The 21,745-nt window shown below is 42.7% G+C and carries 19 protein-coding genes; 14 read left to right on the top strand and 5 right to left on the bottom strand.

What is annotated here, in order from left to right:
• Nucleotides 1-183 precede the first annotated feature (183 nt).
• From BN1067_RS16800 to BN1067_RS16785, 4 genes are all read left to right on the top strand, one after another.
• On the top strand, nucleotides 184-711 hold the full coding sequence (locus BN1067_RS16800) for an HD domain-containing protein (protein ID WP_053219979.1): 528 nt from the start codon (nucleotides 184-186) through the stop codon (nucleotides 709-711).
• Nucleotides 712-938: 227 nt separating this feature from the next.
• Nucleotides 939-2,090 (top strand): M20 family metallopeptidase, encoded by a 1,152-nt coding sequence (locus tag BN1067_RS16795; RefSeq protein ID WP_053219978.1) that lies wholly within the window; start codon nucleotides 939-941, stop codon nucleotides 2,088-2,090.
• Nucleotides 2,091-2,232: 142 nt separating this feature from the next.
• Nucleotides 2,233-2,790 (top strand): sugar O-acetyltransferase, encoded by a 558-nt coding sequence (locus BN1067_RS16790; RefSeq protein ID WP_053219977.1) that lies wholly within the window; start codon nucleotides 2,233-2,235, stop codon nucleotides 2,788-2,790.
• 27 nt (nucleotides 2,791-2,817) lie between these two features.
• Nucleotides 2,818-3,378 (top strand): GNAT family N-acetyltransferase, encoded by a 561-nt coding sequence (locus BN1067_RS16785; protein ID WP_053219976.1) that lies wholly within the window; start codon nucleotides 2,818-2,820, stop codon nucleotides 3,376-3,378.
• Nucleotides 3,379-3,459: 81 nt separating this feature from the next.
• Here the strand turns inward: BN1067_RS16785 and BN1067_RS16780 are convergent, their stop codons facing one another.
• Both BN1067_RS16780 and BN1067_RS16775 read right to left on the bottom strand, forming a co-directional pair.
• On the bottom strand, nucleotides 3,460-3,924 hold the full coding sequence (locus tag BN1067_RS16780) for a BsuPI-related putative proteinase inhibitor (protein ID WP_053219975.1): 465 nt from the start codon (nucleotides 3,922-3,924) through the stop codon (nucleotides 3,460-3,462).
• Between the two features lie 170 nt (nucleotides 3,925-4,094).
• A complete protein-coding gene (locus BN1067_RS16775) occupies nucleotides 4,095-8,546 on the bottom strand; it encodes a glycoside hydrolase family 2 TIM barrel-domain containing protein (RefSeq protein ID WP_053219974.1) in 4,452 nt (1,483 codons plus the stop codon).
• 486 nt (nucleotides 8,547-9,032) lie between these two features.
• Here BN1067_RS16775 and kynU point away from each other — a divergent pair, with 486 nt between their 5' ends.
• The 4 genes from kynU to BN1067_RS16755 are packed head-to-tail and all read left to right on the top strand — an operon-like array spanning nucleotide 9,033 to nucleotide 13,211.
• A complete protein-coding gene (gene kynU / locus BN1067_RS16770) occupies nucleotides 9,033-10,325 on the top strand; it encodes a kynureninase (RefSeq protein WP_053219973.1) in 1,293 nt (430 codons plus the stop codon).
• Nucleotides 10,326-10,955, top strand: coding sequence for an arylformamidase (kynB, locus tag BN1067_RS16765; RefSeq protein ID WP_053219972.1), 630 nt, complete (start codon nucleotides 10,326-10,328; stop codon nucleotides 10,953-10,955).
• Nucleotides 10,956-10,971: 16 nt separating this feature from the next.
• On the top strand, nucleotides 10,972-11,811 hold the full coding sequence (gene kynA, locus BN1067_RS16760; RefSeq protein ID WP_053219971.1) for a tryptophan 2,3-dioxygenase: 840 nt from the start codon (nucleotides 10,972-10,974) through the stop codon (nucleotides 11,809-11,811).
• Nucleotides 11,812-11,858: 47 nt separating this feature from the next.
• Nucleotides 11,859-13,211 (top strand): sodium-dependent transporter, encoded by a 1,353-nt coding sequence (locus BN1067_RS16755; RefSeq protein ID WP_053219970.1) that lies wholly within the window; start codon nucleotides 11,859-11,861, stop codon nucleotides 13,209-13,211.
• Between the two features lie 97 nt (nucleotides 13,212-13,308).
• Here the strand turns inward: BN1067_RS16755 and BN1067_RS16750 are convergent, their stop codons facing one another.
• From BN1067_RS16750 to BN1067_RS16740, 3 genes are all read right to left on the bottom strand, one after another.
• The gene (locus BN1067_RS16750; protein ID WP_053219969.1) at nucleotides 13,309-13,614 is read right to left on the bottom strand and encodes an iron-sulfur cluster assembly accessory protein; all 306 of its coding nucleotides are present in this window, start codon (nucleotides 13,612-13,614) and stop codon (nucleotides 13,309-13,311) included.
• 313 nt (nucleotides 13,615-13,927) lie between these two features.
• Nucleotides 13,928-14,131, bottom strand: coding sequence for a helix-turn-helix transcriptional regulator (locus BN1067_RS16745; protein ID WP_053219968.1), 204 nt, complete (start codon nucleotides 14,129-14,131; stop codon nucleotides 13,928-13,930).
• Nucleotides 14,132-14,431, bottom strand: coding sequence for a hypothetical protein (locus BN1067_RS16740; protein WP_053219967.1), 300 nt, complete (start codon nucleotides 14,429-14,431; stop codon nucleotides 14,132-14,134). It lies immediately after the preceding gene.
• Between the two features lie 381 nt (nucleotides 14,432-14,812).
• Here BN1067_RS16740 and BN1067_RS16735 point away from each other — a divergent pair, with 381 nt between their 5' ends.
• The 6 genes from BN1067_RS16735 to BN1067_RS16710 all read left to right on the top strand — a co-directional run.
• On the top strand, nucleotides 14,813-16,081 hold the full coding sequence (locus BN1067_RS16735) for an ABC transporter substrate-binding protein (protein ID WP_053219966.1): 1,269 nt from the start codon (nucleotides 14,813-14,815) through the stop codon (nucleotides 16,079-16,081).
• A gap of 63 nt (nucleotides 16,082-16,144) precedes the next feature.
• Entirely contained in the window at nucleotides 16,145-17,020 is an 876-nt protein-coding gene (locus BN1067_RS16730; protein ID WP_053219965.1) for a carbohydrate ABC transporter permease, read from the top strand.
• A gap of 14 nt (nucleotides 17,021-17,034) precedes the next feature.
• Entirely contained in the window at nucleotides 17,035-17,916 is an 882-nt protein-coding gene (locus tag BN1067_RS16725) for a carbohydrate ABC transporter permease (protein ID WP_053219964.1), read from the top strand.
• Nucleotides 17,917-17,952: 36 nt separating this feature from the next.
• Nucleotides 17,953-19,722: a cache domain-containing sensor histidine kinase gene (locus BN1067_RS16720; protein WP_053219963.1), complete on the top strand. Its 1,770-nt coding sequence runs from the start codon at nucleotides 17,953-17,955 to the stop codon at nucleotides 19,720-19,722.
• Entirely contained in the window at nucleotides 19,712-21,274 is a 1,563-nt protein-coding gene (locus tag BN1067_RS16715; RefSeq protein WP_053219962.1) for a response regulator transcription factor, read from the top strand. The genes BN1067_RS16720 and BN1067_RS16715 overlap by 11 nt, the downstream gene beginning before the upstream one ends.
• 54 nt (nucleotides 21,275-21,328) lie before the next feature.
• Nucleotides 21,329-21,745: family 1 glycosylhydrolase (locus BN1067_RS16710; protein WP_199868548.1), on the top strand; the 417-nt coding region annotated here is incomplete at its 3' end.

The raw sequence follows: 21,745 nt of genomic DNA, 5'->3' as shown, positions 1-21,745 counted from the left end.
GTTTTTTTTAAAATAGATTGATATTTAAGCGAAATGGGTATACGTTTGGCAATGACAATCTGTTTGGAAAATCATCCATTCATTTCTTGTAAGATAACTTGACTAGCTAATTGATTCTGTATTTTATAAATGTTACGATATTCGATAATTTAACCAAAAACCAACAACAGAGGAGGCAGCAAGATGAGAACAGTCACAATGAAAAACATTTACAATCACTCGATTGCGCAGAAATATGTCCGTCGTTCCGGAATGGCTCATGCTATTTCCGTAGCTTTTCACGCCTACAAATTGGCCTTATCCTATGGAGTAAATCCCGACTGGGCGGCGAAAGCAGGTTTTTTGCACGACATCGGGCACTATCAATGGTACCGAAATGGTGAATGGGATTATCAGCTATACCGGGCTTATGACATTCATCCCATAAAAGGGGCGGAGCGTGCTCATAAGTTACTCGTTCGTCTCGGAGAGGACAAACAGGCTGCAAAAGAGATTGCCCATGCTATATTATTTCACACTGAATCTGCACTGCCTGAAGGGAATGTTCAGTTGAATGCTTTACAGCAAGTAATTCATTTGGCTGATGAAAAGGATAAGCAACCAGGGGATTCCCATCATTATCGCAACATGGACAGGCAAAAAGAAATAACGCTTATTGAATTACTCGATGAAAAGATTGATCAGCACTTGACTGCTCGGATGAATGTATAAAGTTAATTGAAATCCCATATATCCTACTTCCTTTTTTGCAAACCGTGTAGAGGATTCATTCAAACCAACACCATCATGTATGGTGTTATTTTATTGCCAAAAAATCTTTTCGTAATCCGGATGCGTCTACTTGATTAAGAATGGTGCCTGTGAAGAGATTTCACGTGTTATCGATTTCTGAATGGGAATAGGTAGAATAGAAGAATTAAAGGAGGTTCTATTTCTCAATGAATCTTGAAAAACAGCTGGAACAGCAAATGCCGGAAATGATCGCTTTGCTTGAAGAACTGGTTAACACGGACAGCAACACTTATGATAAGGAAGGCGTCGATCAAATTGGTAAATTGCTTAGGGAAAAGTTCGAGCAGCAGGGGATGTATGTGCATCTCCACAGAGAGAGTGAACAAGGTAACAACTTAGAAGTGAAAGCTGAGCGTAACAGTGATCCCAAAATCTTGATTGTCGCACATATGGATACGGTTTTTCCGAAAGGGACAGCAAAGGAACGGCCCTTTGAAATAATTGATGATAAGGCATATGGACCTGGTGTAAGCGATGAAAAAGCGAGCCATGTAGCCGTTTTATACGCACTGAAAGCGTTAAAAGAAAACGGATCGGAAGCATATAAAAATGTTCATGTTATATTTAACAGCGATGAAGAAATCGGTTCTCCTACATCGAAGCCTTTGATAAAAAAAGCAGCAGCCGATAAGCATTATTCCCTAGTTGTGGAGTCGGGTCGGCCGGATGATGCTGTGGTTTCAGAACGAAAAGGGGTAGGCCGATTCGATTTGGAAGTCGAGGGAAAAGGTGCGCATGCCGGAGTAGAACCCGAGTTGGGGAGGAGCGCAATTAACGAACTGGCCCATAAGGTTATCAAATTGCAGGATTTAAATGACTATCAATCTGGACTTTCGGTTAATGTCGGGTTGTTTAATGGAGGAACCTCCAGTAATACGGTTCCGCCTGATGCCGACGCTAAAGTGGATGTCAGAGTAAAAGATAAGCAACAAGCAAAGGAAGTTACCAAAGAAATATCGGAGATAGCCGATGAAGATACGGTCGAAGGGACAACGACTAAATTGGAGGGCGGTATGGCGCAGCCCCCGATGGAAAAAACGGAAGAAACGGAAATGCTTTTGGATGTCATACGCGATGCCGGAAAAGAGCTTGGCATGTCGATAAAGGATGTCGGTACTGGTGGCGCTTCAGATGCCGCCTATACAGCAGACGAGGGAATACCGACCGTCGATGGAATGGGACCGTTGGGTGAGTATTCACACAGCCTGTCTGAAGAGTATGTGGATTTAAAAACATTCGCCAAAAGAACAGCCTTGCTGGCCCGCTCCATCGAGCTGCTAACTGCCAAAAGACAATAAAAAACCGGGGTCAGTCCCCCGCCAATCTTCCAGGGTGGAGTGGTGGGGGACTGTTTTTGTTCCTGTTTATTCTTTGAATATTGAAAATTTATGGTACCCTGTATATAATCTAGTAAATTGCTAAAGAAGGGTAGGACAGGGGATGAAATCAGAGAGAGAGAAGATGATCAACGGCGAGTTGTATAACGCCGGTGATCCACAATTGGTATCTGACCGTAACAACGCACGCAGGCTGACAAGGCTCTTCAACCAGACAATCGAAACAGAGGATGAACAAAAGAGGGAAATACTAAAAGAACTTTTTGGAACAACAGGGGAGAGCTTTTTCGTAGAACCGGTTTTTCGCTGTGATTATGGCTATAACATCCATGTCGGCGAGCGCTTCTATGCCAACTTTGACTGCACGATCCTGGATGTATGTGAGGTCCGGATCGGGGATGATTGTTTACTGGCTCCAGGCGTACATATATACACTGCTTCCCATCCGTTAGATGCCAAAATCCGGAAATCTGGTGCTGAATTCGGCAAGCCGGTCACGATCGGAAACAATGTATGGATTGGTGGCAGGTCTGTTATCAATCCAGGGGTAACGATTGGTGATAATGTCGTAATCGCTTCTGGATCAGTAGTCACAAAAGATATCCCGGCAAATGTTGTAGCTGGCGGTGCACCGGCAATAGTCCTAAAACAATTAGAGTAAACAGGGAAAGAAAAAGGAGGATAGCTATTGAATCCAATTTTAATGAATATACCAGCTGAAATAGAAACGGATAGACTGTTGTTACGCAGACCGGAACCGGGAGATGGGGAAGCGGTGAACCAGGCAATCAAAAACTCTATTGACGAGTTGCGCCCCTGGATGCCCTTTGCGCAAACCACGCCAACAGTCGCCGAAAGTGAAAGTGAAGCGAGAGAAGCGCACATTCGCTTTTTGAAACGGGAAAAATTAAGATACCTGCTGTTCCATCGGGAAACCAATGCATTTATCGGCTCCTCCGGTTTTCATAATATCGATTGGGAAGTGCCGAAGTGTGAAATAGGTTATTGGATCGATACAAAATTTACAGGGCTCGGTTATATGAAAGAAGCCGTGGATGCATTGACTGCCTTTGCTTTCTCTGATTTGAATTGCAATCGGGTCGAAATAAGATGCGAAGAAAAAAACCTGAAAAGCCGTGCCATCCCGGAAAAATTGGGATACGAATTAGAGGGGATTTTGAAAAAGGATGATTTGTCTGCAGACGGAAAACATCTTACAAACACATGCATTTATGCCAAAGTGAAATAAGAGAGGAGGGTGCCCGAATCGGGCGCCCTTTCTTTTATGGAGTAGACGTTGTCGCCTGGAGACATGTCCAGGCTGTTTGCTTTATTCTTCTCCGGGAACAGTGAATGTTTGCTCCGCTTTGTATTTGTCACCGCTTCTCGGAGTCAACCAGGCTGTCAATAGATAATTGCCTGGTTCCAAGTCACGTTCACTTAGATCAATCTGGTAGTTGAGCATATCGCCAGGTGCCAGCGTTTCTTCTCCCATCACTTGAGCAAAGGAAGTAACACTGGAAAATAGAAAAACCTGTTCCCCATCCTTGTTCGTAATCTCGTAATCATATCGTTGGGAACTGGAAAATTCGAGTTCTACCTTCTCGTTGCTTTCGTTTGTAACAGAATACTGATACATCAGCGGGCTCTGTTCCTTCAGTTCGGCATGCACTTCGTTGTTTGCATCGCTTCCGTCACCATTCACTTCATCTGCCTCCTCTGTTTGATTGTTTGATCCGCATCCTCCAAGGATGACAATGACTGTCAAAAACAATAAAAGGAATGCTTTTTTCATTCCATAACCTCCCGTATCATTTGTCGATTAGACGTCTTCTACAGCTGGTACGTTACACGATAAACTGTATCATTAATGGGATTGACAAGAAATCAAAAAAGCATACCTATAAAAGAAATGGTAATAAATACACAACTGCCTTTTCAAAAAAGACAGCTGTGCATTCCTTTTTACCTTAATTTAGCATTTACCCAATCAGCATGGTCATAACTATTGCCGTCGCCGTCGTCGGTAACCACAAGCCTTAGCGTTTCAACATCCTCAATGTCTAGTGAAATGGTTACTGCCGGTGTGTCTCCATGCATCGTTTCACTTTCAAAAAGCTTTTCGTCATCTCCATAGACTTCAAATGTGACAGATCCTCTGCTGCCGACTTCGGCATCAACACCTGCCATCGCCTCGAAAGTTTTAAATCCGCTACCCTTCAGATCATAAACGATTTCAGAATGGGCATGCGTTCCAATTCCTTTTTCAAATCTCTGTACTCCCTCGGAGGTGTTTAACCTCAAGTCATTGCCTTCCACCGATTTATCCTTTTGTACTGATTGCCACCCGCTTTCGGCAAACTGCCATTCTGTATCGCTGAGGAATAGTTCATCAAAGGTTTGAAAATGAACCTTATAGGTTTGCTCCAATAAACCATCCTTTGAACGTGCCTTGATAACCGCTACACCGGGTATCTCTTCAGCCTGGGAGATTTCCAGCTCGACATTGTCTCCAAGCGGGACTGCTTCTACTTTCGGTATCTCCGTGATACTACCAGTTAAATAGCTCTTTGTATAATCCGTTTGATTTGGGTGAAAAGATGTCAGAGTATCGCCATCTACTTGAATACTTTTTACCAGATTGGTAGTGATATTCTTTTTGCTTTCTTCCATTGCTGACTGCTCATTGGAAATAGGCTTGAGTCGATAGCTGTAGTTGTACGTCTTGTCAGCAGTCAACGTAAACTCGGGATGTGGCCGTGCCCCCCAGCTGTCATCTCCACCAAGTCCCATCTGGTGAAAATCAATGCTGACAAAGATATCATCTTTCTTTTCTAATTCATATGGATGGGCAGCAGTCCCCAAGTCCTGCTCGGTATAATGCAGTGCCCCGACTTCCAGTGTCGGTTGGCCGATTGCCATCAACCCGATACCTTGTTTATTTGTAAAAGTTGTCCAGCGTACTCCTGTGTGATTACCGGTTTCCTGTGGTTCCAGATAAGGGATGAATTGCTCATCTACCGTACTTTGATACATGCCGATATCTGCAGATTTGTTACGATCCCAATAGTTTTCGTGCGGACCTCGACCGAACCACGTCATCGCTTCGTACTCCTCCGGTAAAGTCATTTCCATCCCGATGGCAGGGATTTCCGGTAATCCTTCTCCAGGAATCAACGTCGTATTGACATCGACATCACCGCTGCCAAAAACGATGTAAGACATTGTATAGGAAGAGGCATTGGTAGTTGGCAGCGTTGTTTTTACATCAAACTGGACCGCTTTGTTTCCAATCTGTTTGACCGAGACGTTGTCTACTGTCCGGTTTTTTCCAGCCTCGCGCCAGGTTTCCGTTCTGGATGGCATCCCATTGCCTTTATCATTGTCGTTCGGCGCTCTCCAGAAATCAGGCTCAGGACCACTCTTAATCAACTCATTTCCGCGATAGGTAAAGCCTGCAATGGTACCAGCCGTTTTGTCGAAATCCAACTGAAACTCCTCGCCTCGGACAATGACCATATTATCTGTTTCTTCCATGGCCACGTCCGGCATTTGAGAAATATCTTCCACAGGAAGCTCCGGTACATCATAAGGTACCTGCAGCTGCTCAGAAGCGACTATGTGTCCTTTATCCGCCCATTCCGTTTTGTGGGCTAGCTTGAAACGGATGTTAAGCCAATACTCAGCACCAGGCGTTAGTTCAGGCTGACTGTATTCCAACTGTATTTGTTGTTCCTCTCCTGGTTTGATATTCAGCTTTTTCTGTTTTCCTTTATCAATTGTTTTGTCATTCTCTTTTAGCTCCCATTCCAAATCGAAGTCGCTAAGATTGGTGAATAAGAAATCGTTTTGAATGATGACAGAGCCGGACAACAAGTCTTTCTCGGAAACCGTAATGTTTTGATATATTTTCTTTACTTCCCATAATTCCGGCTGGATGGTACGGTCCGGAAAAATAAGACCATTGTCAAGGAAGTTCCCATCGTTCGGATTGTCTCCCCAGTCACCGCCATAAGCAAAGTATTCTTTTTGCTCAAATTGTTCCTCAGTTACTTCATCGAAAGTCATCCATAGCATCGTCGATTGGTCTGGCTGTCTGTCGGTTGATAATTCTTCGGCTGATAGGGCCCGGTTATGGATTGCAACCTGGTCTATGACCGCAGAAGTAGTTCGGTTGGCTTCCGCGTTTCGGCCAATGTTTACCGCATAAGCATTGCTGGTGATTTCTCCATCGTATTCTTTCTCTGTTAGCAAATCGCCATCTGCGTAAATCTTCAATGTTTGCCCATCATACACTCCGGCAACATGATGCCACTTGCCTTCCCAGTTTTCCGGAACAGGTGCTGAAACTGTTACCCATGGGTTTGAGAGATTTCGGTTATAGACGAAAAACTCGAGCTGGTTGCCATTTTGTTTCAGGGCATACTGGCTGTCTCCTTTGGCGATGAAGGGGCTGTGAGTAGATGTTTCTTCAGGTTTCACCCATGCTTCTAATGTCAATTGGTTACCTGTTATATCAAGCTTTGATTCGTCTGGTACTGTGACAAATCCATCCATAGCTTTTCCTTGTTGGCTTTCCACTAAATCTCCGAACAATCTGCCTTCGACAGGTTGTTCGCTTTGATCGCTGATGAGTTTTTTGACTGGAGTCGGTTCACGGAGAGATTGATCGACCCAGTCCCAGATAAACCCGCCTTGCAGGTTCGGGTATTTATTTATGACATCCCAGTACTTGTATAGGTTGCCGACACTATTACCCATCGCATGGGCATATTCACATAGAATATACGGTTTTTCATTGCCTGACTTGCCATAGTTCTCAACTGCGGCAACAGAAGGATACATATGACTTTCTACATCTGTCCAGCGGTTGTCACCTTCGTAATGGACCAATCTGGTAGGGTCTGCTTCATGTGCCAATTCTGCCATTTTTTTGAATGTATCTCCTCGGCCGGCTTCATTTCCCAATGACCAAATCAGTACCGAAGGATGATTCTTGTCTCTTTCTATCATCGATGTCAGCCTGTCAAGGGAAGCATCCAGCCATTGGGGATCACTGGCAGGTAAAATGCTGCTGGCACCGTGTGACTCCAAATTGGTTTCGTCAATTAGATAGAGGCCGTATTCGTCAGCTAGTTCGTACCATCGTTCATTGTTTGGATAGTGGGAGGTACGTACGGCATTGATATTGAATTTTTTCATCAGTTCGATATCTTTTATCATGGTTTCTTCAGACATATGCCGTCCGCTATCCGGATCGATTTCATGGCGATTGACGCCCTTGAAAACGATAGGTTTTCCGTTTATATGCATTTGCCCATCTTTTAATTCAAATTCTCTGAACCCAATCTTACTGCTTTCGGTTTCGATCAAATTTCCATCCCGATCTTTTAGCGCCAATACTAATTTATACAAATTTGGTTTTTCAGCAGACCATTTTTTCGGGTTTTTGATCTCTTGGGTTCCGCTAACCGTTACAGAATCCTTCCCATCAAAGCTAACGTCCATGTTGATTGGTTCATCAACGACTAGCTTATCCTTTTCATCGTAAAGCAAGGCGTCCACTTGGTATTCAGCTGATTCTTCCTTTTCTAAGAAATGGCGGATGTCCACTTCTACATCTAAGGTAGCGTCTGTATATGCTTCGTCTAAGTCAGTCACCACCGTGAAATCATTCATATGAACGGACGGGGTGCTGTACAGGTAAACATCCCGGAAAATACCACTTAGTCGGACAAAGTCCTGATCTTCAAGCCAGCTGCCGTCCGACCAACGATATACTTCTACCGAAACGGTATTTTCTCCCGTTTGAAGATATTCAGTAATATTGAAATCAGCCGGCGTATAGCTGTCCTCGCTGTAACCGACCTTTTCTCCATTCACCCATACATAAAAGGCTGACTCGACCCCTTTAAAGGTAAGGAATACTTGATTTTCATCCCAGTCCTCCGGAACAGTAAAGGTCCGCTTGTAGGAACCCACTGGATTATAAACGGTAGGTGCCCTTGGGGCTTCCGGCTGTTCATATCCGGTCCACGGGTACGTAATATTCGTATAGATAGGATAGTCATAGCCTTGGAGCTGCCAATTTCCGGGAACTTGAATAGTATCCCACGATGATGTGTCATACGAATCCTTGTAAAAATCCGCAGGTCGTTTTTCAGGGTTTTCGGCCCAATGAAAATTCCAATCACCGTTCAAGGATTGGTAATAAGGGGAGGAGGTTCGATCCCCATTTAATGCTGATTTAATAGTCTTATAAGGCATCAAGGTGGTATGAGCCGGTTCCCGGTTCACTTGGAAAGTCTCCGGATTGTTGTTCCATTCCGGTTCCGAGCTATCGGCTGCATCGACGGCCGAGCATACGTTGAACATGATGAACAAGGATGCCAGGCAGCTGAATGTCCATTTTTTCATCCAATCTTCCTCCTTTTTATTGTGGTGTAGACAGGAAAACGTATAAGTTGGCCCTCCTTTCCAAGTAATAGATTAAGTATCTTTATAATAAATAAAGAAACTTCGATTTGGATTTTATCCCCGGAAAATGTGAGATAGGACAATGGTGGGAGAAGGGGACTAATACACATGAAAATGATAGCGGTTACATAAAATATAAAAGGATTTAACATAAATACCAGATTTAATAACTGGATAATTTTAAGATTTTCTTCACTTTTTTAAGATTTACAAATCCAATTTCAGTTGTTGTAGTGCAAACGGCATAAAAGCTATGTCTATGGAAACCAAACATAGATACATAGCATCATCGCCTTTTTACCAGGAGCTATGGAATCCCTTTGCTTTAGAAAAGGAAAGAGGGAGTTGTCGAGGCGCGCGTTGACAACCAATCTGGTAAACTATATAGTCGAATTGACAGAATTTTTCAAAAGGAGGCTGTTCCATTTGAGTGCAGATCATAATAGCGATCGCTGGAGCAGAGAACATGCAAGGGAGTTGGATCAGCAGGATCCATTATCAGGATTCCGCGATGAATTTTACCTGAACAAGGATGTCATCTATTTTGACGGAAATTCGTTGGGATTGCTTTCAAAGCGGGCAGAACAATCGGTTCAGGAAGTAATGGACTCGTGGAAGCGGTATGGGATCGATGGATGGACTTCAGGAGAACATCCCTGGTATTACATGGCAGAAACATTAGGGAATTTATCTGCAACGTTATTAGGAGCAGGACAAGAAGAAGTGGTGATCACTGGATCGACAACGGTCAATTTGCATCAACTTGTTGCAGCTTTTTATCAACCGAACGGAAATAGAACGAAAATTTTGGCAGATGAATTGAATTTTCCCTCCGATATATATGCCTTGCAGAGTCAATTAAGGCAAAAAGGATATGAGCCGAATGAGCATCTCGTTCAGGTAAAAAGCACCGATGGCAAAACACTGGATGAAGAAGCGATTATAGCGGAGATGTCGGATGAAATTGCTTTGATTGTACTGCCGAGTGTGTTATACCGCAGCGGCCAAATTATTGATATGAAACGATTGACCGAAGCTGCCCACTCGAGGGGCATTTTGATCGGTTTTGATTTGTGCCATTCTATCGGAGCTGTACCACACCAACTGGATGAATGGGGAGTCGATTTTGCATTCTGGTGTACTTATAAACATTTGAACGGAGGACCGGGAAGTGTCGGCGGTCTATACGTAAATCGGCGACATTTTGGCAAGGCCCCAGGTTTAGCTGGTTGGTTCAGCTCCGATAAAGAAAAACAATTCGACATGGAACATACACTAACCCCGGCATCTACTGCGGGGGCCTTTCAAATAGGGACACCCCACATTCTTAGCATGGCCCCGTTGATCGGTTCCTTGAACATGTTTGAAGAAGCAGGAATGGACAGAATACGATCCAAATCATTACAACTAACGGATTACTTGCTTTACTTAATCGATCATTTCTTAGCAGGCTATCATTTTACGGTAGCTAATCCGTTGATGCATAAAGCACGAGGCGGCCATGTTTTCCTCGAGCATGAAGAAGCCGTTCGTATTTGCAAAGCGTTGAAGGAGGCTGGCGTTGTCCCGGACTTTCGGTCTCCCAATGGGATTCGGCTTGCACCTGTTGCCTTATACAATACATTTGAGGAAGTATGGCAGGTCGTCGATATATTGCACACCATTATGGTAGAGGAACGGTATAAACAGTTTGAAAAGAAACGGGAGGTAATCGCGTAAATGAAAACTTCTGCATGGATTGATGTGACACAGCCTTTATCGGACAACATTGCACATTGGCCAGGAGATAAACCATTTTCCTATCGTCTCGCTCATACGATAGAGCAAACCGGGTCGGTAAATATTGGCCAGATAAGTTCCAGTTGTCATATAGGCACCCATATTGATGCACCATTCCATTTCGATAATGACGGGGAACGCGTTCTCGACTTACCAATAGACACATATATTGGACCTGCGAGAGTAATCGACGTTTCCAATACGGATATGATTGATGCAGCGTCACTTGCTGGTCATCAGCTGGATGGTGTAAAAAGGCTGCTGCTGCATACATCTCTTCCCAACAATCCAAAACGATTTCCTGGCAAAATGCCAAGTATCGATCCGGATATCGGCCCCTATTTAAAACGATTGGGAGTAAAACTTTTAGGAGTCGACTTGCCTTCTGTCGATGCGGTAGAGAGCAAGGAATTGGCTGTTCACCATGCTTTATACGAAAATGACGTCTATATTTTGGAAAACCTCATGCTCGATCATGTTGATCCAGGGGATTATGAGCTGATTGCGCTGCCCTTGGCAATAGCGGAAGCGGATGGCAGTCCAGTGCGGGCCGTCCTGCGCAGACTCTAAAGAAGGAGGGAGGAAGATGGCTGGCAAAGAACATTCTTCTGAAGGACAAGGTATACATACCGATTTTTTACAAAAAATGACGTACAGTGACTATTTGAGTCTTGATCAGTTATTGAACAGCCAGCACCGTTTATCCGACCATCACGATGAGATGCTGTTTATCATCATTCACCAGGTGAGTGAATTGTGGATGAAGCTTATCCTGTATGAAATAAAGTCTGCAACTCAGGCTGTCAACAAAGATCAATTGCCGGAAGCCTTTAAAATGCTGGCAAGAGTGAAAAAGATTCAGCGGCAAATCATCGCTGCTTGGGACGTTTTGTCGACGTTGACTCCCAGTGAATACATCCAGTTCCGCAATAAGCTTGGGAATGCTTCCGGCTTCCAATCCTATCAGTACCGGTTGATTGAGTTTTCCCTGGGTTATAAAACGCCGCACGCTTTAAAAATATATCGAAAGGATCCGCTTATTTACCAGCAGCTGGAAGAAGCCTACCGTGCCCCCGGCTTGTACGATGCTGTAATCCAGGCACTCGATAGAGCAGGATTTCCGCTCAATCAGGATGTCATCAAACGAGATTTTTCCGATTCATACAGGGGGGACGCTACCGTAGAAGCAGCATGGCTGGAAGTTTATCGTGACGTTGCTCAATACTGGCAGCTTTATGAGTTGGCTGAGAAGCTGGTAGATATCGAAGATTTCTTTCAGCAATGGCGGTTTCGTCACATGAAGACGGTAGAAAGAATCATTGGTCATAAGACAGGGACTGGTGGTTCTTCTGGAGTTGGTTATTTAAAAAAAGTTCTTGATCACTATTTCTTTCCAGAGCTTTGGAATTTGAGGACGAAAATCTAGCAAACACCTTGACGTTTATATTAAAATAGCAGAATTGGAGGGTTGATATGAAAACGAATCGAGAGCAATGGTCATCAAAAATAGGATTTATCCTTTCGACGGCTGGGGCGGCAATCGGTCTTGGAGCCATTTGGAAATTTCCCTACGTCACCGGAATGAACGGTGGAGGAGCATTTTTCCTGATTTTTGTCGCATTTACGATATTGATCGGGCTTCCCTTGTTGATTTCCGAGCTTATCATTGGCAGGGGAGCCGGGAAAGAAGCGGTCACTGCTTATAAAGTACTTGCACCTGACTCCCATTGGCCGTGGATTGGGCGGTTAGGGATTGCGGGCTGTTTTCTGCTTTTATCTTTTTACAGTGTCGTCGGTGGATGGGTGCTGATCTATAGTGCCAGATCCATTCCCGGAATGGTGATTACCGACCAGGCTGACTATGCGGAAATGTTTGGATCTGTAACAGGAAGTCCGCTGGTAACGTTACTTGGTCTTGCATTATTCTTGCTGATTAACATCATCGTCGTTTCTTTCGGGATAAAAAAAGGGATTGAGCAGGCAAGCAAGCTCTTAATGCCGTTATTGTTTATCTTTTTTATCATTCTTGTAATCAGATCTTTGACATTGGAGGGGGCGATGCAGGGAGTGCGTTTCTTCTTGCGTCCTGATTTTTCCAATATAACCGGGGAGGGAGTACTGTATGCATTAGGCCAGTCGTTTTTCTCGTTGGCAGTCGGTTTTTCCTGCATGGTTACATACAGCTCCTATCTAAAAAAAGAAGTGAGTATCCCTTCAGCTGCAGGCAGCGTTGTCACCATGAATATCTTTGTTTCTTTACTAGCTGGATTGGCAATATTCCCGGTTGTATTCTCTTTCGGTCTGGAACCGACAGAAGGACCAGGGCTGCTTTTCATTGTACTCCCTTCTGTATTTGCTCAAATGCCATTTGGTGAGTTATTTTTAAGTCTTTTTCTGCTATTATTTTTATTCGCAACTTTGACTTCTTCGTTTAGTTTATTGGAAATCATCGTATCTGCCTTCACGGAGAGTGGTAAACGAGGAAGAAAGCCTGTCACCTTCATCGCGGGTGTCGTGGTGTTTTTTGCAGGGATACCAGCTGCTCTGTCTTCTAGCACGATAAGCAGCTTCCATCTATTTGGGCTGACAATATTTGATGCGACAGACTATCTGGTCAGTAATATACTTCTTCCGATTGGCAGTCTCCTTATTGCCATTTTTATTATTCATCGAATGGAGAGGTCGTTGGTCGAACAAGAATTCAAGCTTAGTTCCGGTATGGCTTCTCCCTGGTACCCGATTTGGAAAAATTTAATGCGATATCTCGTTCCTATTACGATTATTGTTGTTTTTCTCAGTACAATAGGAATCTTTCAATCCGCATGATCCTGTTTTTGCAGAAGGGATGGAGCCATGTTAGCCCTTAGCGGTGAACAAGCACTTCCTTATTAAAAAATGCCGCCGGTAAACGGCGGCATTGGTTTTAATGGACATGTGGCGGATGCCCTTTTGATGAATTGGTAATTTTAAAACCTTCGGTCGGGATATAGAAGTATTGAATCCATACGCCATCCAAAAAATCTTCCCTGCTGTCCATCAGAACATCGATCTCTTTATCGGTTTTGACGATTTCGTCATGCTCTTTCGGGTAATCAAGTGTAAGGTCGTAATGGGCATGGTTTCCGTGGAATTCGGAAACAAACACGCGCAGCATTTGTCCTTCTTTACCTTCTTCGGCAAGCCACTGTTTAATTTTTTTGGCGGCATTTCGATTTATTTTGCATCTCATGGAATTATTCCTCCTTAATATGGTTTATTATCGCGTTTACCAATAAAAAAAGAAAGTGAAGAGGCTTGATAAGATATAGCCTTCTCCAATCATTCAATGTGTCTACCCGTTTTTCAAGATTGCCCTAATCTAAAAATAATAACGCTCATAGCTAGATGAATTTAAGGGGTTATTGATTGTTGCTCGAAATAGTTAAAGAACGGACCTCTGATAAACATGTGGAACAAATGCTTATTTCAGCGGTTCAAGAAACAAATTACAGGACTGTTCCCTATCGGGAGTACAAAAAAGACCTCGCTAGGAGGTCGATGTATCACTTATCCATAGAACCACTGATGAAAAGCTCATCTACAGTGGTATCCAACACAGAGGCTATGTCAAACGCTAATTGTAAAGTAGGATCATATTTATCATTTTCAATTGCATTTATGGTTTGTCTGGAAACCTTACAGAGCTTAGCCAGTTCTTCCTGCGATAATTTAGCTGATTTTCTTAGTTTCTTAATGTGATTTTTCATTTAATCACCATATTTTTTCCTGTAAATCAGTAACGTTACCAGATATATAATTAAAATCAGCGTCAAAAACATTATTGGCGAAATTCCAATACCATTTGAAGCATTCCCTTGATAAGTTAGATAAATTGATTGTGCAACTTCTAAAATAAGCATACCCATTACTACGATAAATGAATATGATTGAGCTTTTGCTTTGATAAAAGCCCTTCTTTCATCGCCTTTTTGAGACATTGCTGCCACAAGAATCAAAATTCCGCAAACCAACAAAATGATTGAATACACCATTTTAACCCAATCCATTTTTCGTCTCCTCCTCATTGGAAATGTAAAAAGTATTTGACAATTATTATTGTAGCATTAGCTTTAAAAATGTCAAATTCTTTTTACATAATAAATTGTGTCTAGAACAACGCGGTTTTATTTTTTTGTGTATCAAAACCTGGAGTGAAAGGATGGAAGGCAATTAGTTAGCAAAAAAGGTCAACCTTTCTGAAGACCGCTATATCTGGATTAAATGGAAGAGAGTTGAGTCCTAATCTTGTTTTTATTATGTCTCTTTATTATTGGAGTATATTTCAATCCAGTAAATTTTCGGATGATTTTGTAGATTTACCGGATAGTAAGATTAATGAAAGTTGTTACAATACAATGTAAGCGCTAGCATTCAGGAGGAGATAGTAAATGAAAAAAATAGGTTGGCTGTTGGCAGGTTTGCTTGTACTGATCAGTTTAGCAGCGTGTGGCGGAGAAAGTGACGAAGCTTCTGGCAGTGATGTAGTAGAATTAACCGTTTGGAATGACTGGACGGAGGATCGCCCAGAGAATAGTGTCTACAAAGACATATTTAAGAAATTCAATGAAGAAAACGAAGGGATCGAAGTGAAAATCGAAAGTATCCCGCATGACCAGTATGAAACCAAGCTACGTACACAAGCTGCAGGACAGCAACTGCCTGATATGTTTCGGGTATGGCCCGGTACCAGAATTGCTCCGTTGGTAGAGGGAAACGCACTGCTTTCCTTAAATGAAATTGTCGATGAATGGGAAGGGAAAATCCCGGAAGGAATTTTGAAGGATTATGCCATCGATGGAGAGCATTATGCAATTCCGGCAAATATCAGTGAAACCAGCTTGATCTTTTATCATAAAGATGCATTGGCTGAGGCAGGTTTCGATACGTTTCCTGCTACTTATGAAGAACTGAAAAGTCTGATCGAAAAATTGAAAGAACAAAACGTCACACCTATCGCTCTTGGGAACAAAGCGATTTGGCCGCTTCAATCGGTATATATATCGACGATTGCAGACCGTTATACCGGAAGTGATTTTTTAGAAAATGCGTTGAATGGGGAAGCTTCTTTCACCGATGAACGATTTGTCAAAGCATTATCTGTCATTGAAGAGTTAGCAAATATGGAAGCGTTTAACGGAGATATGAATACAATCGATGAAGCACAATCGCGAAGCGAGTTTGTCAGTGGCAACACAGCTATGCATTTTGCCGGTTCGTGGGCAATAGGGCCGATATTGGACAGTGTGGAAAACCAGGATGCAATCGGAGTGGCCCCTTTTCCATCCTTTGAAGGCGGAGACGGTAATCCTGCCAAAATAGCAGGAGTTGCAGGTGGCGGTATTGCCTTAAACAGTGACTTGAGTGGAGAGAAAAAGGAAGCAGCTTTTAAATTTCTTAAATACTTCTACAGTGATGAAATGTTCCAAAAGTTAGTCAAAGCAAATATTATCGTGCCGGCTGACGTAGAAATGGACGACAGCATCCCACAGGTATTTCAGGAAGCCAACAGCTTTGCACAAGGCGGACTGGCCCCTGTCTATGATGCAACATTGACACCGGAATTGACGGATATCATCAATAACGGATTACAGTCGATAAGCCTTGGGGAAAAATCGCCTGAAGAATTAGCGGAAGAGATGGAGAAGGAAACGGAGTAAAATAAATTTATCGTGGCAGGCTGCCGTCATGGCGGCCTTTCCCATGAAATAGGAGGAATGGAAATGCAGGCAGCCGGAAAAGCAAAAGGGGCCATCATCATCGGTTTATTACCTGCCATCCTAATATATAGTGTATTTGCCATTCTGCCGATTATTCAATCGTTTTATTATTCGGTAATGGAATGGAATGGATTTTCCGATATGTCTTTTGTAGGATTGGCAAATTTTCAAGCACTGTTCCAAGACACTTTGTTTTGGAATTCAGTGAAAAACAACATTTATGTCGTGTTGGCATCGGTATTGGGTCAAGTACCCATCGCACTGTTTATTGCATTACTTTTGAACAGGAAGCTGAAAGGATTGAAAATCTTCAGGACGATCGGTTTTTTACCCGTCGTTTTATCTACTGTAGTCATCTCGTTAACCTGGAGCCTAATCTATAACTCGGAAAATGGTTTAATCAATGAACTACTACGAACACTGGGCCTTGGAGTATTGGTGCAAAACTGGCTCGGCGATACGGATTGGTCGATGGTTGCTGTTTGTGTCACGGTTATCTGGCAATTTGTCGGCCTGTATTTAATTATATTTCTAGCCGCTTTGCAAAATGTACCGGAAGAAGTATTGGAGGCAGCGAAAATCGACGGAGCTTCTGAATGGACTACCACTTGGAAAATAACAGTACCGATGATTTGGGATACCATCATCGTTGCGGTCATTTTATGCATTGCGGGCAGTTTGAAGACTTTCGATTTGATCTATGTCATGACCAACGGGGGGCCGTCCCACTCGACTGACGTTATGGCGTTATATATGTTCAATGAAACTTTCAGCCAGCTGCAGTATGGATATGGAAGTGCAGTATCTGTTGTCATTTTTTTCTTCAGTTTAATTTTGATTTTTATCGTCACCAAATTACTGGGACGTAAAATGTTATAAAAAGGAGGAACAAGATGGAAACGACAGTGAAAACGGCCGCTGGACCACAGGTTGAAAAACGAAGAGGCCGTAAAAAGCCTGGGTGGAAACGGCTTTTGATTTATATAACCCTTATCTTGTTTGCCATTGTAAATGCTTATCCGATAATTTGGATGGTCATCAATTCATTCAAATCAGAAAGTGAGTTTGCTGTTAATCAATTCGGGTTTCCCAAAGAATTTGTATTGGAAAACTATCAAAACGCTTGGGAGATAGCCAACTTTGGTGTCCTCTTTAAAAACAGTATATTCATCTGTGTCGCTGCTACTGTCATTACTGTATTAACAGGCGCGTTGGCTGCATATTTTTTATCCCGATTCACATTTATAATGAATAAAACCATTTATACATTCTTTATTTTCGGAATGCTGATTCCTATTCATGCTACCCTGGTACCAATGTTTATCCTGATGCGTAATCTCGGATTGTTGAATACGCCTATTACCTTGTTATTTCCTTATATTGCTTTTCATTTGCCGATAACAATCTTTATCTTAACAAGCTTCATGAAAGCTTTTCCCAAGGACATCGAGGAGTCGGCAATCATGGATGGGTGTGGCATTTTCCGGATATTCTGGTCTATCGTACTGCCGATGTCCCGCCCGGCCCTGGCCACCGTGGTCATTCTCAACTTCATATATAATTGGAATGAGTTTTCCTTCGCACTGGTGCTGATCAATGATCCAGCGTTCCAGACACTTCCGCTGGGGCTGGCAAATTTCGCCGGTCAGTTCACAACCAACTATGGAGCGCAAATGGCAGGGTTGACTATGTCCTTGGTTCCGATAGTCGCCATTTATTTAATGCTTGAAAAAGACATCGTAAAAGGTATGACAGCCGGGGCGGTTAAAGGATAAGATAAAGCTATCACTTTATGGCCGAGGATGGATGGAATGTTCCGTCAATGGGGATTGAAAAAACAGTTTGCCACCGTTTTCCTGGTATTGATCACTCTTCCGACGATGTTTTTCGGTGTTTTGATCTATTATCAAACAACAAAAGCCTTTAAACAACAAGCAGCCGACCACACTATCGGACGTTTGGAAACAAGCGAAGAAACGTTGACATCGGTTATACGTAATGTAGAAAACATGACCTCCTTCATGATTTATGACGAAAATTTCCGTACATTTTTCACTTCATCGAAATCGGAAATGACTAGTGAGGACTACAATCAGGCTGAAGAGGGCATAAAAGGCTATTTCACTTTTCAGTTAACGTCTTTTGATTATATTGATTCTATCATGCTGGAATCAGGAAGTGGAAACGAACTTCATTTTGGTAATCCAGTCAAAGCAGATGAAGAAGTGTTAGACAGGGATGCCGCACAGAAGGGCGGTGGCCTGACCTGGAGCGGCTCCTATCAGGTCGACAGTGATTGGGAGGGTGAAAAACAAGTAATCAGTCTTTCAAGAGAAATAAATGATCTCAATCACATAACAAAGCCTATCGGACGAGTGAGAATTCGACTGGATCAGGAGGATTTGTACCGAACTGTCAAAGGCGATACTGCTGGTGGGCAGGGGTACTTTTTTGTCATGAATGATAAGGGGGATGTGGTCCTGCATCCAGATCAAGGCATGGTTGGTAAACCGTTCCCTGATCAGAAGTTGATTGATCGGATTATCGCAAGCAGTAATCGGTCGATTAGCTATGAAACAAAGGAAGGCCGTTATTTAGTCGTGAAAAAGCAAATAGACGGTATGAATTGGTTTTCGGTGGCTGTCGTGAACCAAGGGGAAGTAGTTCAAGAACTTTATAATGTTCGGTCACTCATTGTGGACATGATCTTGTTGCTTTTGCTACTTGGCAGTATCGCTTTTTCTGGATTTTATTTTTTTAACATTCGACGCATCATGGAACTTACCGAGCAAACCAAACAGCTGGAAAATGGGGATTTCAACGCCAATGTACCCGTAAATACTAATGATGAAATCGGAAAGCTCGGCATGCGTTTCAATCAGATGGTGAAAACAATCCAGACATACATAAACCAGGAATATAAGCTGAAGATTAAACAAAAAGAATCAGAACTACAAGCCATGCAAAACCAAATAGACCCTCATTTTTTGTATAATACACTGGATATGATTCGTTGGACAGCACGGCTGGAAAATGCGATGAAAACGGGATATTTGATTGAACAGCTTTCACAAATGTTCCGCATGAATTTGAATAATGGGAAAATGTGGGTCAAATTAGATGAGGAATTTACTTACATTAGGCATTATCTCGAACTGCAGAAAAGCAGGATGGGAAGTCGTCTTCATTACAGTATCTTTTATGAAGCGGAAATCGGCGAGGCATACAGTATCAAACAGATTCTACAGCCACTCGTGGAAAACAGTATCCGCCATGGATTTAAAAACATCTCTTATCAGGGGGAACTCCGAATCAGGGGATACAGACAGGGGAATCAAATTTGGATTGATGTGGTGGATAATGGGGGAGGATTCCCTCCGCACGGAGAAAGGGGAAGTGAGACCAGCGGCTTTGCGCTGAATCAGCTGCAAGAACGATTATCACTTGCTTTTGGAGAGGATGGAAAGATAGTTCAAATACCTTCCAGGATCGGGACCTGGATGCAAATAAAGCTGCCGCTAATGAAACAGAAACCGGAACAGAAGAGTAGAAAGGAAGCGGGTGATTGGAATGAAGTGTAAAATGCTGATCGTCGATGATGAACCGATTATCCGTAATGGATTGACTCAAACAATCCCATGGGAAAAATACAATATCGAAATTGCGGAAGCAGCACATGACGGGTTAGATGCAATCAATAAAATAAACGCTGCTGAAGACGTAGATATTGTTGTAACGGATGTTCGAATGCCGAATCAAGACGGTTTACAGCTTGCTGCTTATTTAGATGAACACTACCCCACCATTCGCATCATCATTCTAAGCGGTTATGATGAATTTAACTATGCTAAGCAGGCGATGCACGCAGGTGTCAAAGATTACTTATTAAAACCAGTAGACATCGATGAACTGATTACTGTGGTCAGAAAAGCGTCCGAAGAAATCCAGGAAGAGCGATCCCGGAATGCCGAAATAGAACAGTCAGCGATCAGAAATGAACTATATTACCAGGTTGTTAAGACTCCTGCCAGTCATTCTCCTGACAAAAATCTTGTTGAAACAGTAAAGCTATATCCTTTTGTCACTTTGATCAAGAATTACTCGGTTCTGAAGTCAAAAGAAAGTCGTGGACAGCTTTGTAAATGGAAACGACACTGGGAAAATAAAATTTCTGATGTGTTTACCAAGAGGGATGTGGACTATTGTATTTCATTTTTTACCGGACAAAATATGTTGATGACTTGTCTGATCGTAAAAAAGGACGGGCTAAAGACCGAAGATGTTAAAAGTTCGTTGATTTCGGGGATGAGTGAATTGGAAATTCCGCTATATGCTCTTCTCTATAACAGGTATATTCGGCTGGATGAGCTAGCGTACGTATATCGCCAATTTGACCAATCGTTATCATTTTTGCCACTGGCTGATGAAGGTATCCTCCAACTGCCTGTTCCCGACTCTTGGAAAAACGGCTGCACTTCGCCAGATCTTCAGAGTGAAAAGCTGATTGATTCCATCGTGCGAGGAGAACAAGACAAGGTAAGGGACCGTATAACTGAATTGTTTGATAGCTTTCGAATAAATGCTTGTTCTTTGACGGAAACAACCTCTGTGGCAAGGGGAGTAGTTTCCTCTGTTTATGAAAGGTATCAGGGGTTAATGAGAAAAAAGACCGATTTGGATGCGACTTTGCTTCATTCACTCGACTTTCAGTGCTACAACACGTATCAGGCAATCCAGTTTTTGTTTGAAAACGATATCAGAAATCTGATGAATAAGTGCCAGTTAACTCATGTCGAAAACAACAACTGGTTGATGGAGCGTGCGGAAACCTACATAAAGAATTATTACACTACAGACATCAAAGCACAGGAAGTAGCCGATGTCATCAATATTTCCCCGAATTATTTTAGTTCTTTGTTCAAACAAAGAACTGGCAGGAATTTTAATGAATATGTGAATGTACTTCGGGTCGAACAAGCGAAGACACTACTCGCCGACACTCCTTTCAAAGTAAGAGAGGTCGCAGAACAGGTCGGCTACCATGAATACAAATACTTTGTAGAAGTCTTTAAAAAATTTGTAGGGATGACTCCGACAGAGTATCGAAAATGGAACACGACCCCAGTAAAGTGAATCGGCGGATTTACTGTTGCCGAATTCCAATATTACCAAAAAGGAGCGATAACGATGCAAACAAAAACGATTCGAGTACCAGAGAATTTCATGATTGGAGCAGCAGTATCCGCCTGGCAGACAGAAGGCTGGTCAGGGAAAAAAGATAGTCAGGATTCCTATTTGGATTTATGGTACAAAAATAATCAAAATGTCTGGCATGACGGGTTCGGACCGGCTGTAGCCACCGATTTTCGCAATCGCTATAAAGAGGATATCGGTTATATGAAGGAAATCGGTCTGACGCATTTCCGGACTTCCATCAATTGGTCTCGATTTCTAGAAGATTATGAAAATGCTGTTGTTGATGAAGATTATGCTGCCTATATCGATGACATGATCAATGAATTAATCGCGAACGGTATAGAACCGATGATTTGTCTGGAGCATTACGAAGTACCGGCTGTTCTATTTGAGAATTATGGCGGCTGG

Source organism: Virgibacillus senegalensis (assembly GCF_000821245.2).
Taxonomy (GTDB): Bacteria; Bacillota; Bacilli; order Bacillales; family Amphibacillaceae; genus Sediminibacillus; species Sediminibacillus senegalensis.
Note: the sequence above shows the minus strand (reverse complement) of the source record. Positions and strands in the feature narration are given on the sequence as shown.